Annotated in this window: 13 protein-coding genes; 8 read left to right on the top strand and 5 right to left on the bottom strand. The window is 40.8% G+C overall.

What is annotated here, in order from left to right; genetic code table 11:
• The first annotated feature begins 4 nt into the window (after positions 1 to 4).
• Complete coding sequence (gene metH / locus OIZ54_RS11095; RefSeq protein WP_264390411.1) at positions 5 to 2638, top strand: methionine synthase; 2634 nt, start codon at positions 5 to 7, stop codon at positions 2636 to 2638.
• A gap of 104 nt (positions 2639 to 2742) precedes the next feature.
• Here metH and OIZ54_RS11100 read toward each other — a convergent pair whose 3' ends face one another.
• On the bottom strand, positions 2743 to 3297 hold the full coding sequence (locus tag OIZ54_RS11100) for a hypothetical protein (RefSeq protein WP_264390412.1): 555 nt from the start codon (positions 3295 to 3297) through the stop codon (positions 2743 to 2745).
• A gap of 491 nt (positions 3298 to 3788) precedes the next feature.
• Between OIZ54_RS11100 and OIZ54_RS11105 the strand changes: the two genes are divergently transcribed.
• The 5 genes from OIZ54_RS11105 (at position 3789) to OIZ54_RS11125 (ending at position 8446) form a co-directional block, all read left to right on the top strand.
• Positions 3789 to 4154 carry a hypothetical protein gene (locus tag OIZ54_RS11105; RefSeq protein WP_096739990.1) on the top strand — a complete coding sequence of 122 codons (366 nt, stop codon included), beginning with the start codon at positions 3789 to 3791 and terminating at the stop codon, positions 4152 to 4154.
• Between the two features lie 68 nt (positions 4155 to 4222).
• A complete protein-coding gene (locus OIZ54_RS11110; protein ID WP_096739989.1) occupies positions 4223 to 4603 on the top strand; it encodes a hypothetical protein in 381 nt (126 codons plus the stop codon).
• Positions 4604 to 4749: 146 nt separating this feature from the next.
• Positions 4750 to 5505, top strand: coding sequence for a hypothetical protein (locus OIZ54_RS11115; RefSeq protein WP_096739988.1), 756 nt, complete (start codon positions 4750 to 4752; stop codon positions 5503 to 5505).
• A gap of 185 nt (positions 5506 to 5690) precedes the next feature.
• Positions 5691 to 6188 (top strand): (2Fe-2S)-binding protein, encoded by a 498-nt coding sequence (locus OIZ54_RS11120; RefSeq protein WP_024034278.1) that lies wholly within the window; start codon positions 5691 to 5693, stop codon positions 6186 to 6188.
• Positions 6185 to 8446, top strand: coding sequence for a xanthine dehydrogenase family protein molybdopterin-binding subunit (locus tag OIZ54_RS11125; RefSeq protein WP_096739987.1), 2262 nt, complete (start codon positions 6185 to 6187; stop codon positions 8444 to 8446). Before OIZ54_RS11120 ends, OIZ54_RS11125 begins: the two co-directional genes overlap by 4 nt.
• Before the next feature lie 80 nt (positions 8447 to 8526).
• Here OIZ54_RS11125 and OIZ54_RS11130 read toward each other — a convergent pair whose 3' ends face one another.
• The 3 genes from OIZ54_RS11130 to OIZ54_RS11140 form a co-directional block, all read right to left on the bottom strand.
• The gene (locus OIZ54_RS11130) at positions 8527 to 8970 is read right to left on the bottom strand and encodes a hypothetical protein (protein ID WP_096739986.1); all 444 of its coding nucleotides are present in this window, start codon (positions 8968 to 8970) and stop codon (positions 8527 to 8529) included.
• Between the two features lie 9 nt (positions 8971 to 8979).
• Positions 8980 to 9879, bottom strand: coding sequence for a M15 family metallopeptidase (locus OIZ54_RS11135; protein WP_264390413.1), 900 nt, complete (start codon positions 9877 to 9879; stop codon positions 8980 to 8982).
• Between the two features lie 257 nt (positions 9880 to 10136).
• Positions 10137 to 10334: a CsbD family protein gene (locus OIZ54_RS11140; RefSeq protein WP_064386857.1), complete on the bottom strand. Its 198-nt coding sequence runs from the start codon at positions 10332 to 10334 to the stop codon at positions 10137 to 10139.
• A gap of 273 nt (positions 10335 to 10607) precedes the next feature.
• On the opposite strand from OIZ54_RS11140, the gene hrpB reads away from it, so the two are divergent.
• Entirely contained in the window at positions 10608 to 13034 is a 2427-nt protein-coding gene (hrpB, locus tag OIZ54_RS11145; RefSeq protein WP_264390414.1) for an ATP-dependent helicase HrpB, read from the top strand.
• A 94-nt stretch (positions 13035 to 13128) separates the two neighbouring features.
• Entirely contained in the window at positions 13129 to 13593 is a 465-nt protein-coding gene (locus tag OIZ54_RS11150; RefSeq protein ID WP_264390415.1) for a nuclear transport factor 2 family protein, read from the top strand.
• An 82-nt stretch (positions 13594 to 13675) separates the two neighbouring features.
• Here the strand turns inward: OIZ54_RS11150 and OIZ54_RS11155 are convergent, their stop codons facing one another.
• Positions 13676 to 13891, bottom strand: coding sequence for a hypothetical protein (locus OIZ54_RS11155; RefSeq protein ID WP_004587424.1), 216 nt, complete (start codon positions 13889 to 13891; stop codon positions 13676 to 13678).
• Positions 13892 to 14578: the final 687 nt, after the last annotated feature.

The following is a 14578-nucleotide window of genomic DNA, read 5'->3' on the forward strand; positions in this document are numbered from 1 at the left end:
CAACATGACCCAGCAAATTGCAGTATTTACCAATGTTGGCGAGCGTACCAACGTAACTGGCTCTGCCATGTTTAAACGCTTAATCATGGAAGAAGATTACGAGACCGCCCTGAATGTTGCCCGCGAGCAAGTAGAAAACGGCGCCCAAGTTATTGATATAAACATGGACGAAGCCATGTTGGACTCAAAAGCGGCCATGGTTAAGTTTTTAAACTTAATTGCCTCAGAGCCCGATATTTCTAAAGTGCCCATTATGGTCGACTCCTCTAAATGGGAAGTAATAGAAGCAGGTTTAAAGTGTATTCAAGGCAAGGCTATTGTTAACTCAATATCGCTTAAAGAGGGTGAAGAGCCATTTAAACGCCAAGCTAAAATTATTAAACGCTTTGGTGCAGCTGCTGTTGTTATGGCGTTTGATACCGACGGCCAAGCCGACACCGCAGACCGTAAATACGAAATATGTGAACGCAGCTACAAAATATTAGTCGAAGAGATTGGCTTCCCGCCGGAAGATATTATTTTCGACCCCAATATATTTGCCGTAGCCACCGGTATAGAAGAGCACGACAACTACGCCGTAGAATTTATTGAAGGTACACGCCGAATTAAACAAAACTTACCACACTGTAAAGTGTCGGGCGGGGTGTCTAATGTCTCGTTTTCGTTTAGGGGTAATAACCCCGTACGTGAAGCGATTCACTCGGTGTTTTTATACCACGCGATAAAAGCGGGTATGGATATGGGTATTGTAAACGCAGGGCAACTTGCGGTTTACGACGATATACCCGAGGAACTTCGCAAAGCCGTAGAAGATGTAATCCTTAACACCGACCCAGGTGCAGGTGAGCGCTTAGTAGAAATAGCCCCTAAGTTTTCGGGTATGGCACAAGCCGAACGCGTAGAAGATTTAGAGTGGCGTACATGGCCAGTTGAAAAACGCCTAGAGCACGCTCTTGTGAAAGGCATTACTACTTTTATAGATGAAGACACCGAAGAGTGCCGCGCTGCCGCCGATAAACCTATTCACGTAATTGAAGGGCCATTAATGGATGGCATGAACGTGGTAGGGGATTTATTTGGTGCAGGTAAAATGTTTTTACCGCAAGTTGTTAAATCGGCCCGCGTAATGAAACGCGCAGTGGCCTACCTAGACCCATTCATAGAAGCCGAAAAAGAAGAAGGTGCCACTAACGGTAAAGTAGTTATGGCCACCGTAAAAGGCGACGTGCACGACATAGGTAAAAACATTGTAGGCGTAGTACTGCAATGTAATAACTACGAAGTAATCGACTTAGGCGTAATGGTACCTGCCGAAAAAATACTGCAAACCGCGATTGACGAAAAAGCCGACATAATCGGCCTTTCGGGTTTAATTACCCCATCGCTTGATGAAATGGTACACGTAGCCAAAGAAATGACCCGCCGAGGCTTTGAGCTCCCACTTATGATTGGCGGCGCAACGACCTCTAAAGCGCATACTGCCGTTAAAATTGAACCGCAGTACGACAAAGGCGTAGTGTACGTAAATAACGCCAGCCGTGCAGTGGGCGTGGTATCAAGCTTATTATCTAAAGAGCTAAAACCGGCCTTTTTAGAAAAAACTAAAGCCGAGTACGAAAAAGTACGCGAGCAACAAGCGCGCAAAAAGCCACGTTCAAAACCCGTTACCATACAGCGTGCCCGCGATAACGCAGCCAAGCTTGATTGGGATAATTACACGCCACCGGTGCCTAAAAAGCTGGGCGTGACCGAATTTAAAAATGTATCAATCGCCACGTTACGTAAATACATAGATTGGACCCCGTACTTTATGACGTGGTCAATCGCTGGTAAATACCCGCGCATAATGGACGATGAAGTCGTTGGCGAGCAAGCACGTAGCTTATTTAAAGACGCTAACGACATGCTCGACGACCTTGAAAAGTCAGGTGCTTTGCAACCTTTAGGTGTAATTGGTTTATTCCCTGCAAACCGCATGGGTGATGACATAGAAATTTACACCGACGAAACGCGCAAAGAGCTGTTAACTACCTCATGCCATTTACGCCAGCAAACCGAAAAAACCGACTTTGCTAACTATTGTTTAGCCGACTACATTGCGCCAAAAGGCACACCTGATTACTTTGGCGCGTTTGCAGTAACGGGCGGTTTAGAAGAAGACGACCTAGCCGACGCGTTCGATGCCAAGCAAGACGACTACAATAAAATAATGGTAAAAGCCGTTGCCGACAGGCTTGCAGAGGCCTTTGCAGAATACTTGCACGAACAAGTGCGTAAAGAGTATTGGGGTTACGCAGCCGATGAAAACTTAAGTAACGATGAGCTAATTCGCGAAAACTACCAAGGTATTCGCCCAGCGCCTGGTTACCCAGCGTGCCCAGAGCACACCGAGAAAAAGAAAATTTGGCAGTTACTCGATACCGAAAAACGCATTGGCATGCAGCTCACCAGCTCATACGCCATGTGGCCAGGGGCAGCGGTTTCGGGCTGGTATTTCTCACACCCAGAGGCAAAATACTACGCCGTAGCATCTATTCAAAAGGATCAGGTAGAAGATTACGCCAAGCGAACTAATATGACGCTCGAAGAGGCTGAACGTTGGCTATCGCCTAATTTGGGGTATGAGCCGGAGTCATAGTGAAGTGGTTAAATAGCGAAGCGGTCAGTTTTTAGCTGTCAGCTATCAGTTAAAACGAAAACGAGCCCAGAGAGGCTCGTTTTTGTGTGTATTTTAAAAAATCATCAAGGGCTATAAGCGAGTAGCTCATCTACTTTTTTTATAACATCTTTTGGTTTTGGTTCAGTCGTTTGTTGTTTTAACCAATCTATTATTTCTGAGCTGACTCTGTAACCTTTTTTAATGCAGTAGTGTTGAGAGGTAACCCATACATCTGGGGCTCCTCTAGTGCTGCCACTGTAAGAGTTACAAATAATATAGCCTTCACTTTTAATTTTACTTTCAATAAAGTAAGTATAAGTAGGAACTGAAACTAATAGTAAAATTAAAGTAATCCCACAGAGCTTATACCATTTAATTAGAAGCTCTGGCTCTACTTCAGTGTTTCTTACTTTTAATAATATTAGCCGAGTGAGCATAGCAAATGCTGGCGTGCCTAAAATTAAGCTCGGAGCAAAACTCTTTTCCTTAAAAATCATCGGGTGATTATTTAACGCCTCAAAGACAAATGCCACTTCATTATATGGTGCAATCGGTAAAACTAAGGTGATGATAAAGAATAAAACAAATAAAAAAACACCCTTTATATTTTCACTTAATGTTACTCTGTCGTGTTTCATTAAATTCTCTTTAATCATCATTTAAACAAGGTAAAAAAAAGACGTCGCGGTTACACTTTATACGGCTTCGACATATGCATTATTGGCAACTCTTAGACTAACTACAATTTTTTAGCTATCTAATATAGTATATAAATTAAACATATAGCTACTCCTGCAGCAAGAGCCCCAATAAGAAAAAATAAGCTAGATTTCACTTCAAATCTTTTACAATGAAAAACGAAGTAGCAGGTTTTGTTTAGGTTAAAAAAGTAAAGTGTCTTAGATTGATTTTAAAAAGCACCAAGTAAGTTTGGTTTATATAAAATATTATCATAGGATCTCGCGTTGTGCTTTTTTATGATACTTCAGCCCATGGCACCCAAACTCGGTTAGCCAAAAAAAGTAAAAGCAAACTTGTTTTATTCGCAGGAACGTTATTTAATTTTCGCTTTGAGGTTAAACAAGTCAGACTAGCCTTTCAAATCAATTTTTAGGAACAGGAAGCTAAAATGCAAGGATCGCGTATTATTAAAACTCATGAAATCAGCTTGTTTAAAAGAGCGCTAAATTTAGCTTTATTATTTACTCATATAATTTTTTTATTTGGTGTAGCTGCCATCGCATTCGATCGTGAGAGTTTTGAGGCGATAAGTAACGCAAAATATGGCAATAGCGCTCCCTTAATGCAATCTAAATTAGCAGATATATTTGTATCTTCTTGGTTTGCTTATTTGTGCTTAGCTTTAATCCCCATAACTATAATGAAAGAACGCTTTATGAAAAGCTATGACGTTCGAATTTACTCAAATATACTAGCTTCGTTTATATGCGGATTAATAATCTATGTATTTATTAATAAGCTGTATAGTTTATAAGGTTTATTTAATGTGATTTTTAGCTTCTTTAAGCTGAAAATTTATAACTTAAAAGGAAAAAATATCTAATGGAAAATATTTTTTGTGGGTATTATGATGAGGAAGCGGAGCAGGATGTTCCATTACAACCAAACATTAGTGAAGCTATAACCTTTTTCAAAGGTTTTATTTGGGAGAATGAGAGTTCAGAATCCGCCATGAAAATTTTATTTTTTCAATCCTTAGGGGATAATGAGGCTTCATTGCAAATAAGTTGCCTAGAAAAAAAATTATGGTGCATTTCTGCCAGTGCTTCCATCCGAAGGCGCTTTCTAGGGCCCTTCTTTAAGCGTAGCACCTTTAAAATCTTTATAGATAAAAATGAAGATGAAACAGAAAATATAATACGTCTATTTTATGATAGTTCGCCTCACGAATTTGCTGCCTTTTTAAAAAATAGTAAAGGCTAAGCTTTAAGTGGGATTACATTCGTACTCCATTGATTTAAAACAATAATTATTTATTCTTTTAGGTTATTAGATATACTTTGCCTAAAACTCTAATACATTTAATCTCTTTATAAATCTATTCTATTACTTTAGATAAAGGACTATTCATGAAGTATCTAAATTACATATTGCTTTGCCTATTCCTACTTTTCACATCGAACACATTTGCGCTTGAGCAGAAGTATCACGAGAGTGTTTTACCTGTTATTGCTGCTTTTAAAGCGGAGGATAAAACTGCGATTGCTGCGCATATTCGCTACCCTCTAAAAAGGCAATATCCATTGCCCGACATTAAAAATGAAGCTGAGTTTATTAACCGCTTTGATGAAGTGTTCGACGATGAACTAGTTGCCGTTATTGGCAGCTCTAATATTAATACCGATTGGGATAAAGTTGGTTGGCGCGGCATTATGCTAAATAACGGCGTGATGTGGGTTGATACTGACGGCAAAATTTTCGGTATAAATCGCGGAACATCTAAAGAGCAGGCATTTGCTAAACGCTTAATTGAACAAGACAAGCAATCACTCCATTCAAGTATTAATACGTATGAAGAGCCAGTGCTGGATTGGAAAACGGCTAGCTACCATATTCGCGTTGATGATTTAGGTGATAGAAATTACCGTTATGCAGTGTGGAGTAGTGATAAAAGGCCAAAGGACAAGCCAGATATGGTTTTATTTAACGGCGATGTGACTGTTAGTGGCACTGGCGGTAATCATAGTTATACGTTTAAAAACGGACGCTATAGTTACGTATTACACGTTACTGTAATTGGTTGCGATACATCGCCACCTGGTTGGCTTGAAGTATATAAAAATGATGAGCAGTTATTAAATGAGCCAGTTATAAGTGCTGAGTAGAGTCAATAAAGCCTTCTTATTTATACCTAATAAAGCTGCCACTAAATAACAGCTATAAGTTGGCGGTTCGCCGATAAAAATTTCAATAAACCAATCCTAAGTGGTAGGCTAAAAAAGTAGCAATTATTCAAACCGTTCTCGCGCAACAAGGCATTCCTTTAAAGCGCTTTGCCAAGGAGTTAAATATGATCACGCTTACCGTTAATGGTAATAAACATGAGTTTACAGGCGATCCGTCAACGCCGGTGCTTTGGTATCTTCGAGATGAATTAAATTTAACCGGGCCTAAGTTTGGCTGTGGTATGGCGCAATGTGGTGCGTGCACCATACATATTGATGGCGTAGCGCAGCGCTCGTGCATATTACCGGTGTCGGCTGTGGCAGGGCGTGCTATTACCTCTATTGAAGGGTTAAGCGAGCAAGGCGACCACCCCGTGCAAAAAGCCTGGGTTGAGCATAAAGTGCCGCAATGTGGGTTTTGTCAGTGCGGACAAATAATGCAAGCGGCAAGCTTATTAGCCGCTAACCCTAATCCCACTGATGATGAAATAGTGAGTAATATGTCGGGCAATATTTGTCGTTGTGGCACGTATCCGCGTATTCATAAAGCAATTAAGTCGGCGGCTAAAACTATTGCGGGCGTTGAATATTTTGACCCAAATGAACAAGGGGAAGAGGTATGAAAAACGACAATACGTACTTTGACTTAAACCGTCGCCAATTTTTAAAAACCAGCGCAATAGGCGCATTAGTATTAGGCACTTATTTTGTAGGCAGTGCACCAAAAGCGTTTGCAGGCGTGTTAGAGCAACCCTCTGAGCAAGCAAAACGTGCTAACTTATTTATAGCGCTGCGCCCCGATGGCATGGTTGAAATAACCTGCCACCGCTCTGAAATGGGCCAGCAAATTCGTACCGCCATTGCCCAAATTGTGGCAGACGAAATGGAAGCCGCGTGGGATAAAGTGGTTGTTATTCAAGGTAAGGGCGACCCTAAATACGGGGATCAAAATACTGATGGATCGCGCAGTATTCGCTACAACATGCAGCGCCTGCGCGAAATGGGCGCAAGTGTACGTTATATGATGCAGCACGCAGCCGCTAAATATTGGAAAGTTGAGCCGCAAACCTGTACAGCCAATCAACACGTGGTTACACACAGCTCAGGTAAATCGCTTACTTATAAAGATTTAATCGACTTAGCACTTACAATAACGCCACCAGAAGTTGATAAGTTAACACTTAAAACACGCAAAGAATGGCGTTATATAAATACCGGTATGGCGCATATAGATTTAACCGATTTAGTAACCGGTAAAGCCACATTTGCTGCTGATGTTCGCGAACCAAAAGCGCTGGTGGCTATTATTGAGCGCCCACCGGTAGTAGGTGGTGTGGTTAAATCGTTTGATGCCAGCGCCGCTAAAGCAATTAATGGCGTAGTTGATATTATTGAAATGCCTGTACCAAAAGGTGCGCCGCAATTTCAGCCAAAAGGCGGTATTGCTATTGTTGCTAAAAATACCTGGGCTGCATGGCAGGCGCGTAAAGTACTAAAGGTGGTGTGGGATGATGGTAAAAACGGCGATTATAATTCAAAAGAATTTAAAAAGTCGTTATTACAAACCGTTAATGAGCCGCAAGCGCATGTACGTGAAATAGGCGATACCGCCAGCGTATTGGCTAAATCGAGCAATAAGTTAGTAGCCGACTATTACGCGCCGCATTTGGCTCAAGCACCTATGGAGCCACCTTGCGCCACTGCAATGTACAATAAAGACAGGGTAGATATTTGGGCTGCAACGCAAAACCCGCAAGCTGATATGAAAACCGTAGCTGCGTTACTTGGTATGGAGGAGAGCCAAATTAACGTGCATGTCACCATGTTAGGTGGCGGTTTTGGGCGTAAATCAAAACCTGATTTTTCAGCAGAAGCTGCCTACATTTCAATGAAAGTAGGACAACCTATACGCGTACAGTGGACGCGAGAGGATGATATTCAGCACAGTTTTTATCATGCGGTATCGGCTCAACATATTGAAGCTTCACTAGATGAAAAAGGTAATATTGAGGCTTACTTACACCGTACGGCGTTTTCGCCAATTATGTCGACCTTTCAAGAAGGGGCAACGTCGCCTGCAGGTTTTGAGCTGCGCTTGGGCTTTACCGATAACCCCATAAACTCACCTAACTTAAAGTTAGAAAACGGCGAAGCACCCGCTAAAACAAGAGTAGGTTGGATGCGTTCGGTATCAAATATTTTTCATGCTTTTGCTATTCAGTCATTTATTGCTGAAGCGGCGCACAAAGCAGGGCGCGACCAAAAAGACTATTTACTTGAAACCATAGGCCCTGATCGCATTTTAGATGTAACCGAGCAAAATGCCTCGTACGATAACTATGGCGGCGATAAAGATGTTTACCCATTAGATATTGGTAAATTACGCCATGTTATTGAAAAAGTAGCCGATATAAGCAAATGGGGCCGAAAGCTGCCAAAAGGTCGCGGGTTAGGTATTGCAGCGCACCGCAGCTTTTTAACCTATGTGGCTACTGTGGTTGAGGTAGAGGTATCCGACGCTGGTGATTTAAACGTGATTAAATCGTGGGTGGCTATTGATGCAGGTACGGTAGTAAACACCGATACCGTTAAAAATCAAACGCAAGGTGGCTCTATTTACGGTATTACAACAGCAATAAGCGATGGTATTACCTTTGATAAAGGCCGCGTGCAGCAAAGTAATTTTCATGATTACCGCGTACCGCGTATGAGCGACTCACCACTAGAGGTAGAAGTAGAAATCATACAAAGCGATGCACCGCCAGCAGGTGTAGGCGAGCCTGCAACGCCGGTTTACGCCCCAGCGCTGTGTAACGCTATTTTTGCCGCTTGTGGTAAACGTATTAGGCAACTGCCAATAGGTAATCAATTAAAAGCGTAAATAACGTCCTTTTTTAGCCGTTAAACAAAGAAACCGCCAAATGGCGGTTTTTTTATTCGTAAGTCTATGTCTTTTCAAACTCATAAATTACATATTTTGCTCACTAAATTTGTATTGACATGGTTCGGTTTAAACGCACTAATATGTTTAGGTATATTGGCTTGAGTATATTCTAGAAGGACGTATTCATAAGATTGTGGCTCAATAACTTCCTCAAGTAGGTAGTTCTGCTTAGACTTTTTACTGAATAATACTGAGTAATTTTTTAAATCTGTATGTTTAAATTGGCTGGCTCTATATACATGTAAAAACTCATTGTTTGCGATAACAAAGCTATTGAGGATTGATGACCAGTCTGCATACCACTCAGAATCTTCAAATGGTGTATTTCCTATAATAATAATAGCTTTATCATTATTATAGTCATCGCATAGCTGTTTCTCTGAAGATGTTTGTTCAGCAGTTACTACCCCAGTGCAGCCGATTACGCTAAAAGCAAAGCACCCTAATAGGATTTTTTTCATTTTAGTATCCTATATAGAAAGTGGAATCATCTGATTGTTTGAAATTGATGATTGGTTAAAAAAGTGCTTAGCTTCATAGTCGAATGTTGAAGCCGATAGCTGCTTATCGAAGTGAGGAGAATCCATCCTGGTAAAATCGCCTCCCCATCTAAGCCCTCTTTTTTTCATTGCATCAATAAATTTAATGGCTGAAGACGTAGCACTTTTAGTTTTAAAAGCTGTTGAGTTGTTCCAATTAGAGCCATCAACAATATTTAAATCTAAAGCATGCCCAATATAATGTTGGCTGCGTTTTGCTGGCGTTACTACAGCGCCATTTGGAGAAACTCCAAGCTGCCTTACTGTCTGGTTTAAAACCAATTTTAAACCTAGTTTTTTTGCTTCAATGTTCATTGCTTTTATCTCAGTAATTAAAGTTGCTGAAACTACAAATTCACCTTTCAATACATTTTGGTTTGCAATTAATTTGAAGTTAGGATTGAGCTCTATATTAGTAAAAGTTGCTTCTCTTAACCTTAGCAAGTCACCTGTACATTGAAAATTGCTAGCGGCCCAGATATTAAGCTCTCGATGAGTTGCTTTGTCAGTTTGTCCAGAGGTACTTCCCTTAAAGGTGGGCAGTTGATTAATAACCCTCAAATTTTTTAATCGATACGGTGCTGATTTGGCGTTCCATTGGAATAACTTTAATGCGAGCGCAGTTTTTAAGCCAAAATCACCATCAACTTTTGATTTATATGTTCCTAATTTATTGAGCAATATTTGTAATTCGGATACAAAAGAGTGATTAGCTATGAGGCTTTTTCCTTCCCAGATTTGTTTTTTGTCATTGTCTCCTCTTTGAAGAGAAAACCTACCAAATAAATCCGTCACACCACTTAAAGCTGACACTACAGCATTATTATTCATATAAGTTCCTTTAAATTTATAGTTAACCGCATTTATTCCATCGCGTTCGTTATATTAGCGATAAAAGAATATAACTAAAGATAAAATATAGGAACAATATTTTCGTTAAATCATTATGGATACACCGTAAAATTTCAAAATAGAGAGGAACAATGGCTTCGTTAAAATTATTTTAGGTAAGCTTTACCTAATTTAACTTAAATGGTTTCTAGTAAACAAAAAAACCGCCAAATGGCGGTTTTTTTAGAAGTTAGCGATTAGTGAGTTTTTTCAAACTCGTCTACTTCGCGCTCTGCTTCTTCTTTAGATTTACCGTACTGCTGCTGTATTTTACCCACTAGCTCCTTACGGCTACCTTCAATTTTGTCTAAATCGTCGTCAGTAAGATCGCCCCATTTTTGTTGCGCCTTACCTTTAAGTTCGTTCCAATTACCTTTCATACGATCGTTGTTCATAAGTATCTCCTTACTTAGATTTAATTAACGTTCACTATAAAAGGAGCAAGGCGTGTACCAATAAGTTAAATTTAAATTTTTGTAATTATAATCAAGGTGTTATTTTTTTATTGGGGTAGTAGAAGTTAATATAGCGCGTATGTTCTTAAAAAATGTACAGAGCGGTCTGTAATTATTTCTGATTATGGATACGCGTAAACTCATCCGCTTTTGCGGCGCGTTTATTTTTGGTTTTTGTTACAATGCGCACAAAGCAATTTTGGGTAAATAGCAGTGCTGCCGGTTCAAAACATATATCAACAACTTTTAACTACATTACAAAGTAACCCCATAACGTTATTACAAGCACCGCCTGGTGCGGGAAAATCAACCTGGTTGCCGCTACAGCTTATGCGCGACGGCCATTTTAAACGTATTGTAATGCTTGAGCCGCGCCGCTTAGCAGCACGTAATATTGCCAATTACTTAGCACAGTGCCAAAACGAAAATGTGGGGCAAAGTGTTGGCCTGCGTGTACGCGGCGAGAGTAAAGTAAGTAGCCATACGCGCCTTGAAATAGTCACCGAGGGCATGCTTACCCGCATGCTACAAAACGACCCCGAATTAAGCGATATAGATTTACTGATATTTGATGAATTTCATGAACGCTCAATTGCGGCCGACACCTCACTGGCCTTTGCTTTAGAGACCCAAAGTGCGCTGCGCGACGATTTAACCATACTACTTATGTCGGCCACCCTTGATACTGAGCGCTATACGCAGTTTTTTGATTGCCCGGTTATACAATCAAGCGGGCGTAGTTACCCCATAGACGAAGTATATATACCAATAAAAGATGAGAGCCGCTGGTTAGATGCCATTCCTAATATCGTTAAGCAAGCGCTCAATGAGCAAAGCGGTAGTGCATTAGTCTTTTTACCTGGGCAATTTGAAATAGTACGTGTGCAGCAGGCCCTTAATGATTTACCAAGTAACTGCTTAGTTGCCACATTATTTGGCGAGCAAGATAAAGCCAATCAGCAAGCGGCGATTGCCCCTGCGGCTAAAGGTATGCGCAAAATTGTGCTTACCACCAATGTAGCCGAAACTAGTTTAACCATTGAAGGCATTCGCATTGTTATTGATAGCGGCAAACGCCGCGCGGCGAGCTATAACTTAAAAACAGGCGTAACTGAGCTTACAACACAAAGTATATCTCGCTCCTCTGCTGTGCAGCGAGCAGGGCGTGCAGGGCGAATAGAACCCGGTGTTGTTTACAGGCTTGGCTCAAAGCAAACCTTTGAGCGACGCAATAGCCACGATAGCCCGGAAATACTCACCTCAGACATAAGCCAACTTATGCTGGAGGCAAAACAGTGGGGCGCAAATATCAGCGAACTCACCTTGCTTGATACGCCAACAGCGCAGCAATGCACGCAAGCGGCAAACTTACTAACCATGCTTGAAGCCATCGACTCTAAAGGTAAGTTAACCAAATTGGGCAGCAACATGCTGGGTTTTGGGGCGGATATTCGCTTAGCGCATATGCTTTTAAAAGCGCAAGCGCTTGAGGCAGAACTCCCTGGTATTTATCGCTTAGCACTTTATTTAGTGGCGCTGCTTGAGAGCCGAATAAACAGCGCCAACGAGCTAAGCTTGGCGCTACATAGCCAACAACAAAGGCCACACCCAGTATTTAAGCAGCAGTTAAAATACTGGCAAAGCCGTTTAAAAGTAACCGACAGTAACAGTGAGCTAAACACCGAGTATTTAGGTTTGCTGGTGGCATTAGCTTACCCCGATCGCATTGCAAAAAAACGCGGCAATGGCTACTTACTTGCCAATGGTGCGGGCGCTGATTTAAACACCGATTACTGGCATAACGATGACTACCTTGCTATTGCAAGCATGGGCGGTCATAAAGGCACGCGTATTTTTGCAGCCACCGCACTTAGCCCATTTGAACTACAAGATTACTTACCGCATTTGTTTACTACGCTTACCCGCTGTGAGTTTGATGAAAAAACCGCGCGCTTTATCCATCAAGACGAAGTAAAGCTCGGCGCTATTACCCTTACAAGCCAACCAAGTAAGCAAAAGCTTGATAAAACCGAGCGCGCCAAAGCGTGGCTTAATTTATTTACTAAGCACGGCTTTGCATTATTTAATGAACAACCCGATGCGCAGCAATTATTAATTCGCATGAGTTTAGCCAGTCAGTTTATGCCAGATACGTTCCCGGCAATAAGCGAGCAGCAACTTATCAAAACAGCTGATGATTGGTTAGGCGTATATTTACAGGATATAAAAACGCTGGAGCAGCTTAAAAAGTTTAACTACTTTGAAGCACTGCAAAATTGTTTTGACTGGACACAGCAAACAGCCCTAAAAACGCTGTTACCGCTTAGGTTAACGGTACCGAGTGGCTCAAATATAAAAATTAATTACCAGCTAGATGGCCCCGCAAAACTTAGCGTGCGCATGCAAGAAGTGTATGGTTTAACAAGTACGCCAATGCTTGCAAATGACAAGCTGCCACTGCTTATGGAGTTACTCTCGCCAGGTAAGCGCTCATTACAGCTTACGCAAGATCTTGCGCACTTTTGGGCTAGTAGTTATCGCGATGTACAAAAAGAAATGAAAGGACGTTATCCCAAGCATTTTTGGCCCGACGATCCAGCCAACAGCGTGGCAACCAATAGAGTAAAAAGCAAAATGTAGGTTTATTAACTTAAAAGTATTTGTTTTATTTTTGAACATGTGAATATAGTGTACCTATATATAAATCTATACTTTTAACTACAAGGAAGAAGTGATGAAACGACTATTTACATTAGCTTTGCTATTAGTGAGTACCTTTTCGGTTAATGCTGAAAAGGCACTGGACTTAAACAAATTTGCACAGCATTACTACAACACAATGACCGCCACGCAAGCGCCTAACGCAAGTGAAAAAGAGCTTGAAGCTTACCTTAATTTATTAACAGACGATGTAGGCAGCCAGCACATACCGTATCAAGTAGATGACTCTCGCACTGCAGAGGGTAAAAAACTAATGCGTAAGGGCATGCGTTTTTATTTAGGCGCGCACACCTTATACGAAAGCGAGCTGCTTAATACCTTTGTATTTAACGATAGCGGCTTTGCGATTCGTTATAAAAAACACGCTAAGGGTATTCATCCGCAAAGTAAGCAGCCAATAGAGTACACATCAGTAATGATGGAAGTAATAGAAGTTGAAAACGGTAAAGTGGCGATGATCCGTAAATATCACGAATAAAACGTAAAGTGATAAAACGCGCTAGCCATTAAAGCAAAGTTAATGGCTAATTGGGCTGTAATAGCTTTTTGTTGTTAAGTGCTTAAACTTCTTTACCACCGTGTTGCTCTGCTAAATCATCTAGCTCGGCAGAGGTGTAATCAAATCCGCTTTCATCATACTCGTAAGTGACTTTTACACTGTCGCCGCCATTAAATAGGCGAGTTTTAACTTGGTTTACGGGCCAATCTTTTAGTACATGCACAAAGCGGTTAGCAACTTGCGAGGTTTCAAAGCGGTAGCGAATTTCTGTTTTCATAAAAAGGCTCTGTTATTGTATGGCTTAGCTAAAAGTGAGTAGTAAAATTACACTATTTAATGCATTACCACCTCTCATAATCTCTTGGGTGTGTTGATTTTTAATGGTTGAATTTTCAGCCGTATGTTTGGGTTTTAGGCAAGGCAGAGTCTATGAAACTTGGTTATTCCCCATAAATAGGCGATAACGCAGTATAAAAGCCAAACATGGGCTGCCCATTGGGTTCTTTCTAGGGCGATAAACTATTCTTAATTGGTTTTTACTTATTCTTACATGGATGTAAGTCATTAAAATAACGCAGAAGCCGTTATCGAGCCTACTAAGTTACAAACCACACGCCGTGATTTAATCCCCCCTAGATTGAACAAATTTCTATCCGCCAAGGTCAACACACCCTAGTATACCTTTAATCAATACGCTGATATAAGCCTCTAAAACAGTAAGTGAAGCAAAAAACCACACTTAAACGCTATAAGTGGTGCGTTTTTAAAATAAATAATAATTATTACAAATAGCTTTTATATCTAAAAAGTTAATGTGATTTTATTTTTACGTAATGTTCGCACTTTGCATTAAGCCGCAGTGTTCCTTTCTAAAAATACTTATCTAGTACAAACCAAGCATTGTTATAAGTTTTTGATAGTTAATTACTTTAATAAGTAGATTAGCTTTGTACAGCGAATGTTT

It is taken from the genome of Pseudoalteromonas sp. A3 (assembly GCF_025942345.1).
Lineage (GTDB): Bacteria > Pseudomonadota > Gammaproteobacteria > Enterobacterales > Alteromonadaceae > Pseudoalteromonas > Pseudoalteromonas atlantica.

Excerpts from the sequence above, each read along its gene's own strand:
- metH (WP_264390411.1), top strand. The coding sequence starts at position 5 with ATGACCCAGCAAATTGCAGTATTTACCAATGTTGGCGAGCGTACCAAC.
- OIZ54_RS11100 (WP_264390412.1), bottom strand. The coding sequence starts at position 3,297 with ATGAAACACGACAGAGTAACATTAAGTGAAAATATAAAGGGTGTTTTT.
- OIZ54_RS11105 (WP_096739990.1), top strand. The coding sequence starts at position 3,789 with ATGCAAGGATCGCGTATTATTAAAACTCATGAAATCAGCTTGTTTAAA.
- OIZ54_RS11110 (WP_096739989.1), top strand. The coding sequence starts at position 4,223 with ATGGAAAATATTTTTTGTGGGTATTATGATGAGGAAGCGGAGCAGGAT.
- OIZ54_RS11115 (WP_096739988.1), top strand. The coding sequence starts at position 4,750 with ATGAAGTATCTAAATTACATATTGCTTTGCCTATTCCTACTTTTCACA.
- OIZ54_RS11120 (WP_024034278.1), top strand. The coding sequence starts at position 5,691 with ATGATCACGCTTACCGTTAATGGTAATAAACATGAGTTTACAGGCGAT.
- OIZ54_RS11125 (WP_096739987.1), top strand. The coding sequence starts at position 6,185 with ATGAAAAACGACAATACGTACTTTGACTTAAACCGTCGCCAATTTTTA.
- OIZ54_RS11130 (WP_096739986.1), bottom strand. The coding sequence starts at position 8,970 with ATGAAAAAAATCCTATTAGGGTGCTTTGCTTTTAGCGTAATCGGCTGC.
- OIZ54_RS11135 (WP_264390413.1), bottom strand. The coding sequence starts at position 9,879 with ATGAATAATAATGCTGTAGTGTCAGCTTTAAGTGGTGTGACGGATTTA.
- OIZ54_RS11140 (WP_064386857.1), bottom strand. The coding sequence starts at position 10,334 with ATGAACAACGATCGTATGAAAGGTAATTGGAACGAACTTAAAGGTAAG.
- OIZ54_RS11150 (WP_264390415.1), top strand. The coding sequence starts at position 13,129 with ATGAAACGACTATTTACATTAGCTTTGCTATTAGTGAGTACCTTTTCG.
- OIZ54_RS11155 (WP_004587424.1), bottom strand. The coding sequence starts at position 13,891 with ATGAAAACAGAAATTCGCTACCGCTTTGAAACCTCGCAAGTTGCTAAC.